The 16091-nt window shown below is 52.9% G+C and carries 12 protein-coding genes; 3 read left to right on the top strand and 9 right to left on the bottom strand.

Annotation, left to right across the window (positions count from 1 at the left end):
- Positions 1-234: 234 nt before the first annotated feature.
- Positions 235-1161, top strand: a complete 927-nt coding sequence (gene yddG, locus RSA72_RS11080; RefSeq protein WP_332622973.1) for an aromatic amino acid DMT transporter YddG — start codon at positions 235-237, stop codon at positions 1159-1161.
- Here yddG and RSA72_RS11075 read toward each other — a convergent pair.
- The 4 genes from RSA72_RS11075 to RSA72_RS11060 are packed head-to-tail and all read right to left on the bottom strand — an operon-like array spanning position 1156 to position 6214.
- Positions 1156-2274 carry an ABC transporter permease gene (locus RSA72_RS11075; protein WP_332622975.1) on the bottom strand — a complete coding sequence of 373 codons (1119 nt, stop codon included), beginning with the start codon at positions 2272-2274 and terminating at the stop codon, positions 1156-1158. The genes yddG and RSA72_RS11075 overlap by 6 nt on opposite strands.
- A 4-nt stretch (positions 2275-2278) precedes the next feature.
- Complete coding sequence (locus RSA72_RS11070; protein ID WP_332622977.1) at positions 2279-3403, bottom strand: ABC transporter permease; 1125 nt, start codon at positions 3401-3403, stop codon at positions 2279-2281.
- Complete coding sequence (locus tag RSA72_RS11065) at positions 3400-5196, bottom strand: ATP-binding cassette domain-containing protein (RefSeq protein WP_332622978.1); 1797 nt, start codon at positions 5194-5196, stop codon at positions 3400-3402. The genes RSA72_RS11070 and RSA72_RS11065 overlap by 4 nt, the downstream gene beginning before the upstream one ends.
- 1 nt (position 5197) lies before the next feature.
- Complete coding sequence (locus RSA72_RS11060) at positions 5198-6214, bottom strand: HlyD family efflux transporter periplasmic adaptor subunit (RefSeq protein WP_332622980.1); 1017 nt, start codon at positions 6212-6214, stop codon at positions 5198-5200.
- A 119-nt stretch (positions 6215-6333) separates the two neighbouring features.
- On the opposite strand from RSA72_RS11060, the gene RSA72_RS11055 reads away from it, so the two are divergent.
- Positions 6334-6960 (top strand): TetR/AcrR family transcriptional regulator, encoded by a 627-nt coding sequence (locus RSA72_RS11055; RefSeq protein ID WP_332622981.1) that lies wholly within the window; start codon positions 6334-6336, stop codon positions 6958-6960.
- Between the two features lie 54 nt (positions 6961-7014).
- On the opposite strand, the gene RSA72_RS11050 is transcribed toward RSA72_RS11055, so the two are convergent.
- From RSA72_RS11050 to RSA72_RS11030, 5 genes are all read right to left on the bottom strand, one after another.
- Positions 7015-10173 carry an efflux RND transporter permease subunit gene (locus RSA72_RS11050; protein ID WP_332622985.1) on the bottom strand — a complete coding sequence of 1053 codons (3159 nt, stop codon included), beginning with the start codon at positions 10171-10173 and terminating at the stop codon, positions 7015-7017.
- 1 nt (position 10174) lies between these two features.
- The gene (locus tag RSA72_RS11045; RefSeq protein ID WP_332622983.1) at positions 10175-11428 is read right to left on the bottom strand and encodes an efflux RND transporter periplasmic adaptor subunit; all 1254 of its coding nucleotides are present in this window, start codon (positions 11426-11428) and stop codon (positions 10175-10177) included.
- Between the two features lies 1 nt (position 11429).
- Complete coding sequence (locus RSA72_RS11040) at positions 11430-12785, bottom strand: TolC family protein (RefSeq protein ID WP_332633190.1); 1356 nt, start codon at positions 12783-12785, stop codon at positions 11430-11432.
- Positions 12786-12834: 49 nt separating this feature from the next.
- Positions 12835-13296 (bottom strand): cation efflux protein, CzcI-like, encoded by a 462-nt coding sequence (locus RSA72_RS11035; RefSeq protein ID WP_443098280.1) that lies wholly within the window; start codon positions 13294-13296, stop codon positions 12835-12837.
- A gap of 662 nt (positions 13297-13958) precedes the next feature.
- Positions 13959-14327, bottom strand: a complete 369-nt coding sequence (locus tag RSA72_RS11030; RefSeq protein WP_332624516.1) for a NirD/YgiW/YdeI family stress tolerance protein — start codon at positions 14325-14327, stop codon at positions 13959-13961.
- Between the two features lie 176 nt (positions 14328-14503).
- Between RSA72_RS11030 and phrB the strand changes: the two genes are divergently transcribed.
- The gene (gene phrB / locus RSA72_RS11025; protein ID WP_332624517.1) at positions 14504-15925 is read left to right on the top strand and encodes a deoxyribodipyrimidine photo-lyase; all 1422 of its coding nucleotides are present in this window, start codon (positions 14504-14506) and stop codon (positions 15923-15925) included.
- Positions 15926-16091: the final 166 nt, after the last annotated feature.

Genomic DNA, 16091 nt, shown 5'->3' with positions numbered 1-16091 from the left:
GTTAACGCGACTAAAACCTCGTGAAATCATATTTTATAGGCAATTATTCGTAATATAGACTTTAAAATTTAGCTATATGAATAAGCCGAAGCGCTTGGCTGCATTACAAAATATAATGAAACCGCCCGCCTATTTGGCGCTTGGCGCCCATAAAAAGGCGTATAATCGCGCCGTTGATTTTCCTGTCTGCATCTATGTCCTGAGCCTTTGCACCAAAGGCGGTTTGAGCTGAAAATGTCTAAAAATCTTGCAACACTGATTGGCTTCAGTGCAATTCTGCAATGGTCGGCTATTGTCGGGCTGTTAAAGAAAATCAGTTTCAGCATCGGGCCGGATTATGCGGTCACTTTTATGTACAGCATCAGCGCGGTTATTTTGCTGGCGCTGTTCCGCATTCCAAATTTAAAGCTCATTCCTAAGCCGTATTTAATTTTCGCCACCCTGCTGTTTGTGGTGTATGAACTGTGCTTTTCCTACGCCATTGCTTTGGCGCAAACCGCGCAGCAAGCCATCGAAATCAGTCTGGTCAATTATTTATGGCCCAGCCTCACCATCGCCGCTTTAATTCTGTTTAAAGAGCTGAAATTCAACATTTTTGTTGCGGTTGGCCTAGCGGTCAGCCTCAGCGGGATTGTGCTTATTCAGACCGGCAACGGCGCTTTCAGCTGGGCAGCGGTGTTCAGCAATATTCAGGCCAACCCCGTCAGTTATGTTTTAGCTTTTCTAGGCGCAGCCTTATGGGCGCTGTACTGCGTCATCACCAAAAAATACAGCAATGGCCACAACCCGATTGCCCTGTTTTTCACCCTAACCGCCGCCGTGCTGTGGCTGAAAATGTTCTGGCTGCAGGATATGCATGCCCTGCCGCCTTTAGACTTGACAACCCTGCTATGCATGCTGTGCGTTTCAGTGGTTACGGCGCTGGGCTACGCCGCATGGAATATCGGCATCATTAAAGGCAATATCACCCTGTTAGTGACCCTGTCTTATTTCAGCCCGCTGATCTCGTCGGTATTTTCCATGCTGATTCTGCAGACCAGCTTATCTGCAGCCTTTTGGCATGGGGCTATTCTGGTCACTCTAGGCTCGTTTATCTGCTGGATTTCCACCAACTGGCAGCAGTTCAAAGCCAAGCTCAGGCCGCCGGCTGCGCAGCTATGACAGGCGGTTTCTGAACAGCCAGGCTGCCAAGGGCAATGTCACCGCAGCCAGAATAATCATGGGAATAAAATCATATTTGACTTGGCTGAACTGCGCGCCTTCCAAGTAAACCCGCTGCACCAGATCAATCCCGAAACGCAGCGGATTGGCATAAGTGGCAATTTCCAGCACTTCCGGCATGTTCTGCACAGGCGTCAGCAGCCCGGACAGCAGCATTAAGGGCATAATCAGCAGGAAGGTGAACAGCATGGCCTGCTGCATATTTAAAGACACGGCCGAAATAGACAGCCCCACACCCACGACGGCAATATTGAAGCTGATCAAGCCAAAATACAGCAGGCCAATCGAGCCATTCATTGGAATCTGGAACCAGAACAGAATAATCAGCAGGATGATGGTTGACTGCATCAGCCCGACAAAAATCGGCGGCAGGGCCTTGCCAATCATAATATGCATGGGCGTATACGGCGTCACCAGCAGCTGATCAAAAGTACCCTGCTCGCGCTCGCGCGCAACGGACAGTGCGGAAAGCAGCAAAGTCTGGATCATGCTCAGTGCGGCGATCAAAGACGGCATCAGTCCCCAGCGCGATTGCTGATTCGGGTTATACCATGTCCGCGTTTCAATTGTGACCGGCGGCGCATGCCCCAGCTGCTGCTGATTGAATTGGCTGACCACGGCGCCAATATAGGCGCCGGCTGCGCCTGCGGTAGAGGAATTGCGCCCGTCTAAAATCACTTGAATAGGCGATGCCTGCTGCTGATTCAGCTTGCTTTCAAAGTCTGCTGGAATGCTGATGACCGCCAAAGCCTTGCGCTCATCAATAGCCGGCTGAATCTGGCTGCTGTTCTGCAGCGTCAGCGTGCGCGTAAAAATGCCGGATCCGTCCAGCCGCGCAATGAATGCAGCCGAAGCCTGCCCTCGGCTTTGATCCAGCACGGCATAATCCACATGATTGACATCATAGCTGGCGGCGTAGCCGAACAGCAGCGCCTGCACCAGTGCCGGCGCAATTAAAATCGCCCGGTTCGCAGGATCGCTGAAAATGGTCAAAAATTCTTTTTTGACCAGGCAGCTGAGCGAGCTGAACCATGCAAGAACTGAACTGAACATTGGCTTACCTCAGCTGCTTTTTCAGGGAACGGGTGGATGCTGCAACCAGCACAATCACGTAAAGCATTAAAATTCCGCATTCTTTCAGCCACAGCGCCCAGTCATCTCCGCCCAGAAACAGCGTTTTAATCAGCGTCATAAAGTGCGTGGCAGGCAAAACATGGCTGACCGCTTGCACCGCCATAGGCAAATTGCGGGTGTCAAATACAAAGCCCGACAGCATTAAAGCGGGCATAAAGCTGGCTAAAAGCGCAATCTGGCTGGCCTGAAACTGGCTGCTGGAATAGCCGGAAATTGCCAGCCCCAGCAGCAGCGACACCAACAGGTACATCAGTGACGCGCTGAAAATCGCCAGCATTGAAGCGCGCATCGGCACTTCAAATAAGAAATAAGAGGCAGCAAGGCAAACAGCAATATCAATCATGCCAATCACAAAATACGGCGCCAGCTTGGCCAGCACCAGCTCAAAAGGCCTGACCGGCGTGACAAATAAGGCTTCCAGCGTGCCGCGCTCGCGTTCCCGCGCAATCAGCAGGCAGGTTAAAAACGCGCCGATTAAGGTCAGGATCAGCACAATTAAGCCCGGCACCAGATACCATGTGCTGTTGGATGATTCGTTAAACCACATGCGCTGTTCCACTGTCACCATCGCCGCGGCGGCGCCGGCATGCTGGCGTTCAGCCTGAATGGCGGATGTTGCAGCGATTGCGCCGCTGACATAGCCCTGCATGGCCGAAGCAATGCTGGTAGAGCGACCGTTCAGCAGCAGCTGCAAATGCGCCTGGCCTTGCGCGCTGTCGGCGGCGAAGGTTGCAGGAATCACCAGAATCGCATCAATTTCATCCTTTTTAACCGCGGCCACGGCTTCAGGGTAGTTGCTGTACTGCTGTACGCTGAGATAGCGCGACCCCTGCAGGCCGGACATCAGCTGCCGGCTTTGCGGTGAGGGCTGTTCAGCCACCACGCCAACCCGGCCATTGCTTAAATCGAAAGACAGTCCATAGCCGAACAGCAGAATCAGCACAACCGGCAGCAGCAGGCCGATCGCCAGACTGCTTTTATCGCGGATCAGCTGCCGGCTTTCCTTTTTCAGCAAAGCCTGAAAGCGCATCAGAAATTCCGACTTCATTCAGCCTGCTCCTGCTGTACGGCGCGGGCGCGCGCCTGCTCCACAATTGCAATAAAGGCGCTGTTCATGTCCAAGGCATGATCTGCACCGGCCTGCTGGCGCACCTGGCTGGGCGAACCCAGCGCCAGCATTCTGCCGGCATCCTGAATGGCAATGCGGTCGCAGTATTCCGCTTCTTCCATAAAGTGCGTGGTAATAATGACAGTAATGCCCTGATTGGCCAGCTCACCGATGCTGTGCCAGAATGAACGGCGCGCCAGCGGGTCAATGCCGCTGGTCGGCTCATCTAAAAAAATAATTTCAGGCTCATGCAGCAACGCCGCGGCCATCGACAGGCGCTGCTTGTAGCCGCCGGGCAGGTCAGCGCTTTTGGCATTCGGCTTTAAGTCAAACTGCTGCAGGGCTTTGTCAATTTGGCTTTTGAGTTTTTTGCCGGACAGGCCGTAGGCGCCGCCAAAGAATTTCAGATTGTCCAGCACAGTTAAATTGCCGTATAAGGCGAATTTCTGCGATACATAGCCAATGCGGGCGCGCGCTTGCGCCCTCGCGTGGCGCAAGTTCACGCCGGCAACCTGCAGCGAGCCGGCGCTAGCCGGCAGCAGGCCGCACAGCATGCGGAATGTGGTGGTTTTTCCCGCGCCATTCGGGCCAAGCAAGCCGAAAATTTCACCGCGCTGCACCTCAAATGTCGTGCTGGCCACGGCAGTAAAGCTGCCGAACTTCCGCACCAGATCTTTCACGGCAATTGCCGGCTGCAGCTCCGGCGCAAGTTGCAGACTGCCCTGCGCCAGTGCCTGCTCAGGCGCCGGCTGCCGGGTTTCTTGCGGGCCAAGCCGGCTGTCCTGATCAGCCTGATGCAGGAACAGCATGAAGGCGTCTTCCAAATCCGGCGCGCGCGCCTGCACAGCGGTCCCTTCAGGCAATTCTGCCAGGGGAAGCTGCCGGTGCTGCTGAGCTGTCATAAAGCGCACGTAGCCGCCCTTCGGCACTGCATCTGCAATATATTGAGTATTTTTCAGCAGCTGCGCCTGCAGCGCGCGGGCTTTCATGCCTTTGGGCGGCGCAGCCTGCCAAGTCAGCCCGCTGGCCTGCTCACGCAGCTGCGCCGGCGCGCCCTGCTTCAGCACTTTGCCTGCATACATCACATACACTTGAGCGCAGCGTTCTGCTTCATCCATATAGGCCGTACTGATGATCACGCTGAGGTTTTCCTCGCGCACCAGCTGTTCAATGATGATCCATAAATCACGGCGCGATAGAGGATCGACCCCGGCGCTGGGTTCATCCAGCAGCAGCAGTTCAGGCGAACGCACTAAGGTGCAGGCCAGCCCCAGCTTCTGCTTCATTCCGCCGGACAGCTGGCCGGCTGGGCGCTGCGTAAAGTGCCGCAGGTCGGTGATTTTCAGCAGGCGCTCAAAACGCGCCTTGCGGATATCTTCAGGCACTCCATGCAGGTCGGCATAAAGCTCCAGATTTTCCTGCACGCTCAAATCTTCATACAGGCCAAAGCGCTGCGGCATATAGCCAATCCGCTCCTGAACCCGCTGCGGCTGCTTCAACACATCAAAGCCCAAGACCTCCAGCTGGCCGGATGCAGGCTGATACAGTCCCGCTATCAGGCGCAGAAATGTGGTTTTTCCAGCGCCGTCCGGCCCAACCAAAGCCGTCAGCTCGCCCGCTTTAATGTCGATATCCAGCCCGCCAAGCGCGCGGATTTCCGCTGCGCCTTTAGACTCCGGCGGAAAAACCTGAACCAGCGCTTTGGCGCTGACAACAATGCCGGGCGCCTTCATGTTATTTTTTCCCTGCAGGAGCAGAGGCTTGAGCGATTTTCACTGTAACCGGCTGCCCCATTTTCAGCTGATCATCCAGATCCTGCACATACACCCGCACTTCATACACCAGCGTCGTGCGGATATCTTCGGTCTGCACGGTCTTTGGGGTAAATTCCGCGACAGATGAGATATAGCCGATTTTTCCCGGCACAGGCTGATCCGGCTGCGCATCGCGGATAATCTGCGCGGCTGAACCCATTTTAATCTGGCTTAAATCGGCTTCATTGGCGTAGACCCGCACCCATTTGGGATTGCTCAAGGCCAAGGTATAGACGGTTTTCTGCGCGCTGGCCATATCGCCCACTTCCAGCAAGCGCGCGCGGACCGTGGCCTGCGCCGAAGCGCGGAGCTGGCTTTGCGCAATTTTGTAGCGCATTAAATCCAGATTGGCCTGCGTGGCTTCAACCTGCGCCCTGGCTGCTGTGCGGTCTTCCTTGCGTGCGCCTTTCTGCAGCAGCGCCAAATGCGCCTGACGCTCTTTAACCCCGGCCAACGCGGTATTGACATTGCTTTGCGCTGCATCCAGCTCCTGCCGGCTGATGGCCCGGCCGCCTGTGCTGTTAAACAGCGACTGATAGCGCTGCAGGTCTTTGGCGGCTTTGTCCAGCTGGGCCTGCGCAGAACCCGCTTGCGCTTGGGCCTGCGCAATTTCTTCCGGCCGTGTGCCGGTGTCCTGCTCCACCACAGCCTGCTGCTGCGCAATCAGCTGCGCTTCGGCCTGCTTAGCTTGAATTTCCAAAGCCTGCGTATCCAGCAGCGCCAGCACTTGCCCCGGCTGCACGCGGTCGCCCTCCTGAACATTCATCTGCTTGATCCGCCCCGCTTCTTCAAAGGCCAAAGACACTTGGCGGATATCCACATTGCCGTACAGCGTCAGTTCGCTGGCATCTTCTTGGCCGCTGTTCAGCACCCAGTAGGCAATTGCCGCGGCGATAACGGCAATGACAGCTGCAGCGGCGATGACGGTTTTTTTCATTGTGAATGGGCCTTTATTTAACCAAGCGCGCTTAGTTTAAATTCAATTTAAATTTAAACTACCATAGGAATAGAAATAAAAGATATACTTGCTGCATAAATTTTAGTTCAGGTTGCAGCATGCCAAGAGCAAGACGCAGTGATGGCAATGCCACCAAAGCACGGATTATAGAAGCAGCCGGACAGCTGATTGCGCAGAACGGCTGGGCCAAAACCACCAATAAAGCCATTGCCCAAACTGCCGAGGCCGATTTAGCCGCTATCAACTACCACTTTGCCGGCAGGGATGGCCTGTACCGCGCGGTTTTAGCTGAAGCGCATGCGCATTATCTGAATGAAGCGCGCCTGCGTGAAATTGCAGACAGCAAAGCCAGCGCTGCAGACAAGTTAGGCCTGCTGTTTGAAACACTGATTGAAAAGCTGAATGAAAAAGATCTATGGCACGGCAAAGTATTCATCAGTGAGATATTCAGCCCATCGCCTCATCTGCAGAATTTCTTTGAAAATGAAGGCGCCCGGAAGTTTCAAATTGTGCGCCGCATCATAGCCGAAGTGACCGGGCTGAATGAAAATGACCCGCGGATTATGCCCTGCATATTCAGCGCTGTTGCGCCCTGCCTGATGCTGCTGTTAACCGGCATGCCCGGGCCGATGCAGGCTTTAGGCCAATTGCCCGCGAAGCAGCTGGCGGAGCATTTTAAGACTTTTGCGCTGGCAGGCTTAAAGGCAGCTGTAGCGCAGAAATAGAAAAGCAGAATCCAAGGATTCTGCTTTTCTATGCTTAAAGTTGAACACTAAGCGCTAAGCGGGTTTTATTTTTTCATTCATCCAGCGGTAAATCACCGGCAGCAGCACCAGCGTCAGCAGGGTTGATGAAACAATCCCGCCAATCACCACCGTCGCCAATGGACGCTGCACTTCAGCGCCTGTGCCGGTGGCCAAAGCCATCGGCACAAAGCCCAATGAAGCCACGCAGGCGGTCATCAGCACCGGGCGCAGGCGCAGCACTGCGCCATGCCATGTTGCATAATGAATATCGTACTGCTGGCGCAGCTCTTTAATGAAAGTCAGCATCACCAAACCGTTTAAAACTGCCACGCCGGATAAAGCGATAAAGCCGATGCCAGCAGACATCGACAGCGGAATATCCCGCAGCCAGATCGCCATGAGGCCGCCGCTGAGCGCAAACGGCACGCCGCTGAACACCAGCAGGCATTCTTTAATATTGCGGAACACTGCCAGCAGCAGGATGAAAATGGTCAGCAGGGCCAGTGGCACCACCAATTGCATTCTGGCCTTGGCCGACATTAAGTTTTCAAACTGCCCGCCGTATTCCAGCCAGTAGCCGCTCGGCAAGGCTTGCGCGGATAATTTGCTTTGCAGTTCTTTGACAAAAGAGCCTAAATCGCGGCCTTCGACATTGGCGGTAATCACCACACGGCGCTTGCCGTTTTCACGGCTCACCTGATTGATGCCTAGAATATTTTCCACTTTGGCTACGTCCTGCAGCTGAATCAGGCCGCCGTTCGGCAACTGCACGGGAAGCACCGCCAGCTGTTCGGGACTGCGCTGCGACTCATCCAGCCGGATGACAAAATCGAAGCGCCGGTCGCCCTGCAGAATTGAACCGACATTCTGCCCGCCGACACTGGCCGAAACCAGATCCTGAATGGATTTAACCGACAGGCCGTATTGCGCCGCCCTGGACTTGTCAATTTCGACATTCAGCAAAGGCAGTCCGCTGGTTTGCTCGACGTTAACCGCCGCCGCGCCGGCAATGGCTTGAACCTGCGCGGCGATTTTATTGGCTTCACTGTTCAGCACGTCCATATCATCGCCAAACAGCTTAATGCCGACATCGCTGCGCACGCCGGAAATCAGCTCATTGAAGCGCAGTTCAATCGGCTGCGAAAACTCGCTGTTGTTGCCCGGCAAGGTGGCTAAAAAAGCAATCATGCGCTGGCGCAGCTCATCCGTGCTTTGCTTGGCATTCGGCCATTCATCGCGCGGCTTCAGCAGCACAATGCCGTCTGAAATGTTCGGCGGCATCACATCGGTAGCTACTTCGGCCGTACCGGTGCGCGCAAAGATCGCCTTAATTTCAGGGAATTCCTTCAGCAGAAGCTTTTCGGTATTTTCCTGCATGCGCAGCGACTGCTCTAGGCCGGTGCTGGGCGAACGCATCTGCTGCACGGCAAAATCGCCTTCGCTCAGCTGCGGCGCAAACTCGCTGCCCATCTGCGAAGCTAAAATGCCGGTCAGCGCTAAAATGCAGCCGGCTGCGGTCAGCACGAACAGGCGGAATGCATAGGCCCGGTCTAAAAGCGCTTCATATTTGGCTTTCAGCCACAGCATCCAGCGGCTTTCCTTTTCCTTAATTTCGCCTTTGACAAACAGCGCCACGGCAGCCGGAACAAACGTCACAGACAGAATCATCGCGCCGGCTAAAGCCAGCACCACCGTCATCGCCATTGGATGAAACAGCTTTGCTTCCACCCCGGACAGCGCGAAAATCGGCAGATAGACCACTAAAATAATCAGCTGGCCAAAAATCAGCGGGCGCCGCGCCTGCTTGGCCGCTAGAAATACTTCCCTAAAGCGCTCTGAGCGGGTCAGCATCCGGCCGTGATGCTTCTGCGCCTCCGCCAGGCGCCGGATGCAGTTTTCGACAATCACCACCGCGCCATCGACAATAATCCCGAAGTCCAAAGCGCCTAGACTCATCAGGTTGGCGCTGATTTTCTGCTCCGCCATGCCGGTTAAGGTAAACAGCATCGACAGCGGAATCACGCAGGCGGTAATCAGCGCTGCGCGGAAATTCCCCAAGAAAACAAACAGGATCACAATGACCAGAATGGCGCCTTCAATCAGGTTCTTCTGCACGGTGGCAATCGCCCGGTTAACTAAATGCGTGCGGTCATACACGGTTTCAATCACCACGCCTTTGGGCAGAGACTGCTGAATCACCTGCACTTTGGCGTCAATCGCCTGCGCTACGGTGCGGCTGTTTTCGCCCATCATCATCATGGCGATGCCTAAGACCGTTTCTTCGCCGTTATAGGTGGCCGCGCCGGTTCTTAAGTCATGGCCGATGCTGACGGACGCCACATCTGCAACCCTAATCGGATAGCCGCTTTTATTGGCGATGCTGATGTTCTGAATGTCTTCAAGCGTGCCCAGAGTGCCCGGCACGCGCACCGTCAGCTGCTGGCCATTTTTTTCAATATAGCCCGCGCCGCGGTTTTCATTATTTTCCGTCAAGGCCGCCTGCAGGTCTGACAGAGGGATCTGCAGCTGCTGCAGGCGGTTTAAATCCGGCGCCACCACATAAGTTTTGTTAAAGCCGCCGATGCTGTTCACTTCCGCAACGCCTTCCACGCGCTGCAGCTGCGGGCGCACAATCCAGTCCTGAATTTCACGCAAATCCATCGCGGTGTACGGCGTCCCGTCCGGCTTGCGCGCATCCGGCCCGGCCTTAATCACCCATTGGTAAATTTCGCCTAAACCGGTGGAAACCGGCGACATCACCGGCTGCACACCGTCCGGCATCTCGCCCTGCGCTTCCTGCAGGCGCTGATTGATCAGCTGCCTGGCCCAATAGATGTCTGTGCCGTCTTTAAACACCACGGTAATCTGCGACAGGCCATAGCGTGAAATGGAACGCGTCTGTTCCAGTTTCGGCATGCCGGACATGGCGTTTTCTATGGGATAGGTAATCCGCTGTTCAATTTCCAGCGCGGTAAAGCCATTGGCTTGGGTATTAATCTGTACTTGGATATTGGTGATGTCAGGAACAGCATCAATCGGCAGTTGCTGATAGCTGTAAATTCCAATGCCAATCCACGCCGCCGCGAACAGCATGACCCAAATGGCATTTTGAATGGCAAACTGAATCAACCTGTCAAACAGGCCTTCCGGCTCAGGAAGCGCTGCGTCTTCCGCGCTGGAGGAATCCGGCATGTCAGTGCGCATGAGAAGCTTCCCCTTTTTCCAGTTCAGATTTCAGCAGGAAGCTGCCGCTGGCTGCATACTGCTGGCCCTGCTTCAGGCCGGAAATGACTTCAATCCACGGGCTGTCCCCGGCGCTTTGGCCGAGCTTCACCGGCTGCGCAGTAAATTCAATGTTTGCGCCATGCGCAGAGGCGATAAATACCGCATCCTGCCCCTCAACCTTTTGCACGGCGGCTTTTAAAATCCGCAGGGCCTGGCCTTCAGATTTCCGCTGCAGCATCACGTTGACCATCAAATTCGGCCGAAGCTCCGAAGCTTTAGACAGCACTTTCGCGCGGATCTGCAGGCGTCCAGTTTGCGTATCCGCCTCGGTGTTTAGGCTTTGAATCACCGCCTTGAACACATTTTCAGTTTGCAGCGATTTAAATTCGACGTCCTGATTGGGCGCCAAGGCGCTGAATTCGCTGTTCGGCACAATAAATTCCAGCCAAAGCTGATCCAGCTGGTCAATCACAAAAAGCTGATCCGCCAGCTGGACATTTTCGCCCAGCACCAGATCTTTTTTGCTGATCACCCCGGAAATCGGCGCTTTTAAAATATAGCGCCCCTGCGTTGAAGCGGCTGCGCCATAGGCGCTGAGGCGCGACTGAGCCGCATGCACCTGAATCTGCGCCTGCTTATAGCTGCTATAGGCTTTTTGATAATCCTGCTTGGCGGAAATGCCCTGCGACCACAGCTGGCGCTCGCGCTCATAATCCTGCTTAGCCAGTTCAAGATTGCTCTGTTCAATGCGCAAATTGGACTGCTGATCAACCAGCTCCGGCACCAGCAAGGCAGCCAAAGGCTGGCCTTTTTTCACGTTTTGCCCCAGCTCGACATACACTGCTTCCACATGGCCGCTGAAGCTTGGCGAAACATGCGCCTGCTGGTCTGTATTAACGCTCAGCTTGGCGGGATAGGCATTGACGCTCAGCACAGCGCCCTGCTCAACTTTGGCCAGCTGAATGCCCTGTTCAGCCAGCTGCTTTGCCGTTAAAGCCACGCCTTCTTCATGCCCAGCCTCACCCTCTTGGCCTGCTTCAGCATGCTCTTCCGCGCCTTCCGCGGGCCCATGCCCATGCTCATCTGCAGATTCAGGCTTGTTTTTGCCCGCAAACAGCAGGCCTAAGGCGGCAAACAAGGTGACGCCGATTGCCAAAGCAATCATCAGCGGCTGTGAAATTTTACCGCTGTGTTTTTTTAACCCATTTTGAAGCTTCAGCATGTTAATTTCCCCCGCCGATAACCGGCATGGCCTGTATGTCCTGCCATAAATTCTGATTGATTTCCGCCACGGCGTCTTTGGACATCACGGCGCTTGGCGCAATGCCTAAACTCAGGCTTTCCGCTTCCAGCGCTTTCTGCCAGCCGTCTTTAAGCAGTTGAATTTTGCGCAAGCGCACTTCCTGCAGCTGCAGCGTGGCCTGCTGCACATCGGTTAAGGCGAATTTTCCGGCTTGAAAGCCCTGCAAAGTTTTGCCCTGCACCTGCACCGCCAGCGGAATTTGCGTCTGATCGACTTCATTGAACTGCACTTCCAGCCCCTGCAGTTCGGTCAAAAGCGTGCCGATTTGCAAAGCATTCTGCTTTAAATAGAAATTCTGCTGGCGCGAGAGCAGCCCCTGCTTGGCTTGCGCAATCTGCAGGCCATGCTGCTGCCGGTCAAAAATATTCAATGGAACGCTGAGGCCAATGACAAACTGGCTTTCTGTTTCAGCACTGGCTGTACGGGTGCGGTTCACGCCTGCATTCAGGGTCGGGTTTGGCCGCGCTTTGGCTTTCAGCACATCCACAGCCAGCTCAGACTCCTGCAGCTGCAGAATGCGGTATTTTTCCATGTAATTGTCCGCAAGATTGTCCTGCACCTGCTGATGCGCAGCCGCGGGCCACAGCTTCTGAGCGCTTAAATTGACGGAAATATTTTTATCCGGCGTTCCCCATACATTGGAGATCTGCTGCGCTGCCACCTGCAGCTGCAGGCCGGCCTGGCGGAACAGGCGGATATTTTCCGCATGGCTCAGGCGCGCGCGGTTGACATCAACCTCAGCCACGCTGCCGGCCTGAAAGCGCTTTTGTATGGCATTCAAGTTTTCTTCACTGACCCGCAGCTGTTCTTTGACAATGCTTTTTTCCAGCTCTGCAATAGCCAGCTGCGACCACAGATATTTCACCGCCAGCTGCAGCTTGGCCTGATAAATTTTTTGGCTCAGCGCTGTTTTATCCTGTGCCATGCCAGCCAGTTTCCGGCTGGCCTTGCGCTCGCCAAAAATATCCAAGGGCTGGGAAATCCCGATTGACAGTTCTGTATCTTCATTGGACGAAAAGCCGGTCTGCTCCACAGACAGCTCAGGGTTTTTAAACAGTTTGCTCTGCCGGATATTGCTTTGATCAATGCTGTTCCGGGTTTCCCAAAACCGCTGGGCAGCTTGATATTGGCTGGCCTGATCAACCGCCTGCTGCAGCGTCAGGCTTTGGCTGTGCGCCAGCGTACTGCCAACCAAGGCCGAAAGCAGTAAAGCTGAGCCGAATACAGCCCATGGCAGATGCTGCGCTGGGCGCTGATTGGTTCTATTTTTTGACATGATAATGCCCCACACATAATGAAATTAAGCGTGGCGGGCTTGGATTTGGCTACCCCGCCAGCAGCGGGGACAGTATTGGAGGCGGGCTGTTCAGCCCTAAGTCTGGGGATTGGTAAAAATTAGACCAGTCAATTTTGAATTTAAGAATCACTTCTGCTGCCATCGGCTGAAGATAGCTTTCATCGGCTTCATTTAAGATCAGCTGCGCATAAGACGGCAGATGATCGCCGTGATCATCTTCTGCAAAAGCCAGAACGTCTTCAGCATGCGCCTTTATTCCATCTATGCATGCTTTAGCAGGCTGATGATGGCCAAAATGGCTGACGCTGAAGGGCTTTGCACTGTACTGGGCAGTGCCGGCGACGTTTTCATGCACGCAGAAAGCCGCCGCTATATTCCATAAACTTTGGAATATAAGCAAACTGAACAAGACGGTGATAAAAATGCCTTTCGATTGAGTCAAAAGCGTTCTGCTGCAGATAAAAGCCGAACCATCATACGAATTTTTCACGTGTTATAAAATTACAAATCCGCTTTAAACCCGATAAATTGGCCTGCATTTCGCAATCCGGCTTAAAGTATGCGCAGCAATTGGCTGCAAGGCAGCAGAACGCCGATCCGCCTGAAACTGGCCAGCAGCAATCTCAGGCGGGCGGCTTGCTTGAATTTCCCGCTTAGACCGTATACAGCTAATTACCTAAATAGCTACCACACACAAACTAATGAAAGCATATTTTATGGGAGGTTGTGTGTGATACAAATTTCAAAACTCAGCTATATGATGGCTAAGTTTTCTTGAAAGACTCCGCGAAATCCTTTCAGCTTCGATTTTCCTAGGATTTTGAATAAAATAAACTTTAGATACGCGGGTGTGGCATGGATGCCGCACGTTGCCCATCCTTGCGCTGCATTTTAAAGCAGTGCTTAAAACTGGCTCAGGATGCCGTGTATGGGCAACAAAAGACTTTTGTCCACTTTGGGTCTTTCCAAAGTGGAGTATTGCCTGCGCAAAACTGTTTAAACATTTAAAGCAAAAATGAGGCAGTGCAAGCACCATCGTTAATTGCTGAAATAGTTAACGCGACTAAAACCTCGTGAAATCATATTTTATAGGAAATTATTCGTAATACGGACTTTAGGATTTAGCTATAGCGTCCAAAAACGCCTGATCCCTTATAAAATATCGACTTTAACCGCATCAATATCAGTCGGCTTCATGCGGTGCGTATCCACTTCGCCATAAACGCGCACTTTTGTTCCCGGCTTCAGCTGTGCTGGGCTGGCCAGCTTATGGTCAATATCAACCGTAATTGTTCCGCTTTTGTCTTTTAAAACATAATGCTCATGCTTGACTTCACGGACAATGGCGCCTGTCACAGACACAGCGGCTTCATCTGCAGCTTTGGCCGCTTGAGCCACTGTCACGGCATTCTTGCTGGCTGCTGCAATAATGCGCTGGTCTTCCGCATCATCTGCAAATGCTGAAACTGAGAATGCAGCCATTAAGCTGCCCATCATTAATGCTGTTTTTAATTTCATCATGTCTTCCTCTATTTTCAGATATTGTTAAATGCTCTATATCCCAATGAATATATTGCTGTTATTTGAAGAAATTTCAAGCAAAATGCATTTATTTTTTGTGCAGGACGCCTATTGTTTCAGGGCATTTTTTCAGTATGCTGTATTCTTTTTGCAGGCTCTAATAAGGCAGCGGATTTATGCAATTACTCTGGTTCCGGCAGGACTTGCGCACAGCAGACCATGCAGCGCTTTGGCATGCTTCGCAGTCTGGCGCGTGCATTGCGGCGGTGTTTATTTCCCCTGAACAGTGGGCGCAGCATGACGAAGCGCCTGCCAAAAGTATTTTTTACCTGCGTCAGCTGGAAAGCTTACAAGCGCAATTAAATACCTTAAATATTCCATTAATTATCCAGCATATTCCCTTATGGAAAGATATTCCAGATGCGCTGCGCCAGCTGTGCCTTGAACTGAAAATAAACTGCGTGCATGCCAATATTGAAATTGGCGTAAATGAACTGAAAAGAGACTTTCAGGCTCAGCACACATTGGAACAGCAGAATATTGCGCTGGAACTGCATCATGACCGCACAATTTTTCCAGTGGGTACAGTTCTCAATAAGTCAAATCAGCCCTATCAAGTCTTCAGCGCATTTAAAAAAGCCTGCTATGAGCGGCTGGCTCTTGGGCTTCCGGGCTGCTATCCGCCGGCAGAAAAGCAGGAAAAAATACCCTGCAATCTGAGCCATTTTAATGCACAGATTGATGCTATGCAGCTTTATCCGGATCATTCAGCGCAGCAGCTGCAGGCGCTTTGGCCGGTGGCTGAGCATTATGCCTTAGAACGGCTGGATCAGTTTGTGCAGGATGATTTAGAGCGCTACAAAACACAGCGGGACTTTCCGAATCTTGAGGCGACCAGCCAGCTGTCGCCTTATCTGAACATCGGCGCAATTTCAATCCGGCAATGCCTGCAGGCTGTTTTCAGCAAGCAGCAAGGCCATTTCTATATTGATAATGCAGGCCAGCAGACTTGGCTGGATGAACTGCTGTGGCGGGAATTCTATCAGCATATTCTTTTTCATTATCCGGCAATTTCCAAGCATCAGCCCTTTAAAATCAGCACGCAAAAGCTGCAGTGGCGCTATGCTGAACAGGACTTAAGCGCCTGGCAGCAAGGCCAAACCGGCATACCGATTGTCGACGCCGGCATGCGCCAATTGCTTCAAACCGGCTGGATGCACAACCGTGTCCGCATGATCACGGCAATGTTCTTGAGCAAAAATTTATTGATGGACTGGCGGCTGGGCGAGAAATGGTTCATGCAGCATTTGATTGATGGCGACTTGGCGGCCAATAACGGCGGCTGGCAATGGTGCGCATCGACCGGAACGGATGCTGTGCCTTATTTCCGGATTTTTAATCCGGTTTCGCAATCACAGAAATTTGACCCGGATGGCGATTATATCCGCAAATGGGTGCCGGAATTGGCGCATTTGGATGCAAAGCGCATACACGAACCCTATGCGGGCAATCATAATCCGGTTCTAGATTATCCCCGGCCAATTGCGGATTTAAACCAGTCACGCAAGCGTGCTATTGAAGCATTTAAAGCAATCTGATCAATACAGAAAAGCCCTCATTCAAGTAATGCCAGTCAGTTAAGATATTGACTGGCTTTTTCTTTTTGAAATTCACAATATTATTTGATACACGGAAGTGTCATCCGCAACCTGAGCAAGAATAAAAGCACTGCTTTTATTCGAAGCGCAAGGCGAAGCGGCAAAA

Source organism: Acinetobacter sp., assembly GCF_036659555.1.
Lineage (GTDB): Bacteria > Pseudomonadota > Gammaproteobacteria > Pseudomonadales > Moraxellaceae > Acinetobacter.
Note: the sequence above shows the minus strand (reverse complement) of the source record. Positions and strands in the feature narration are given on the sequence as shown.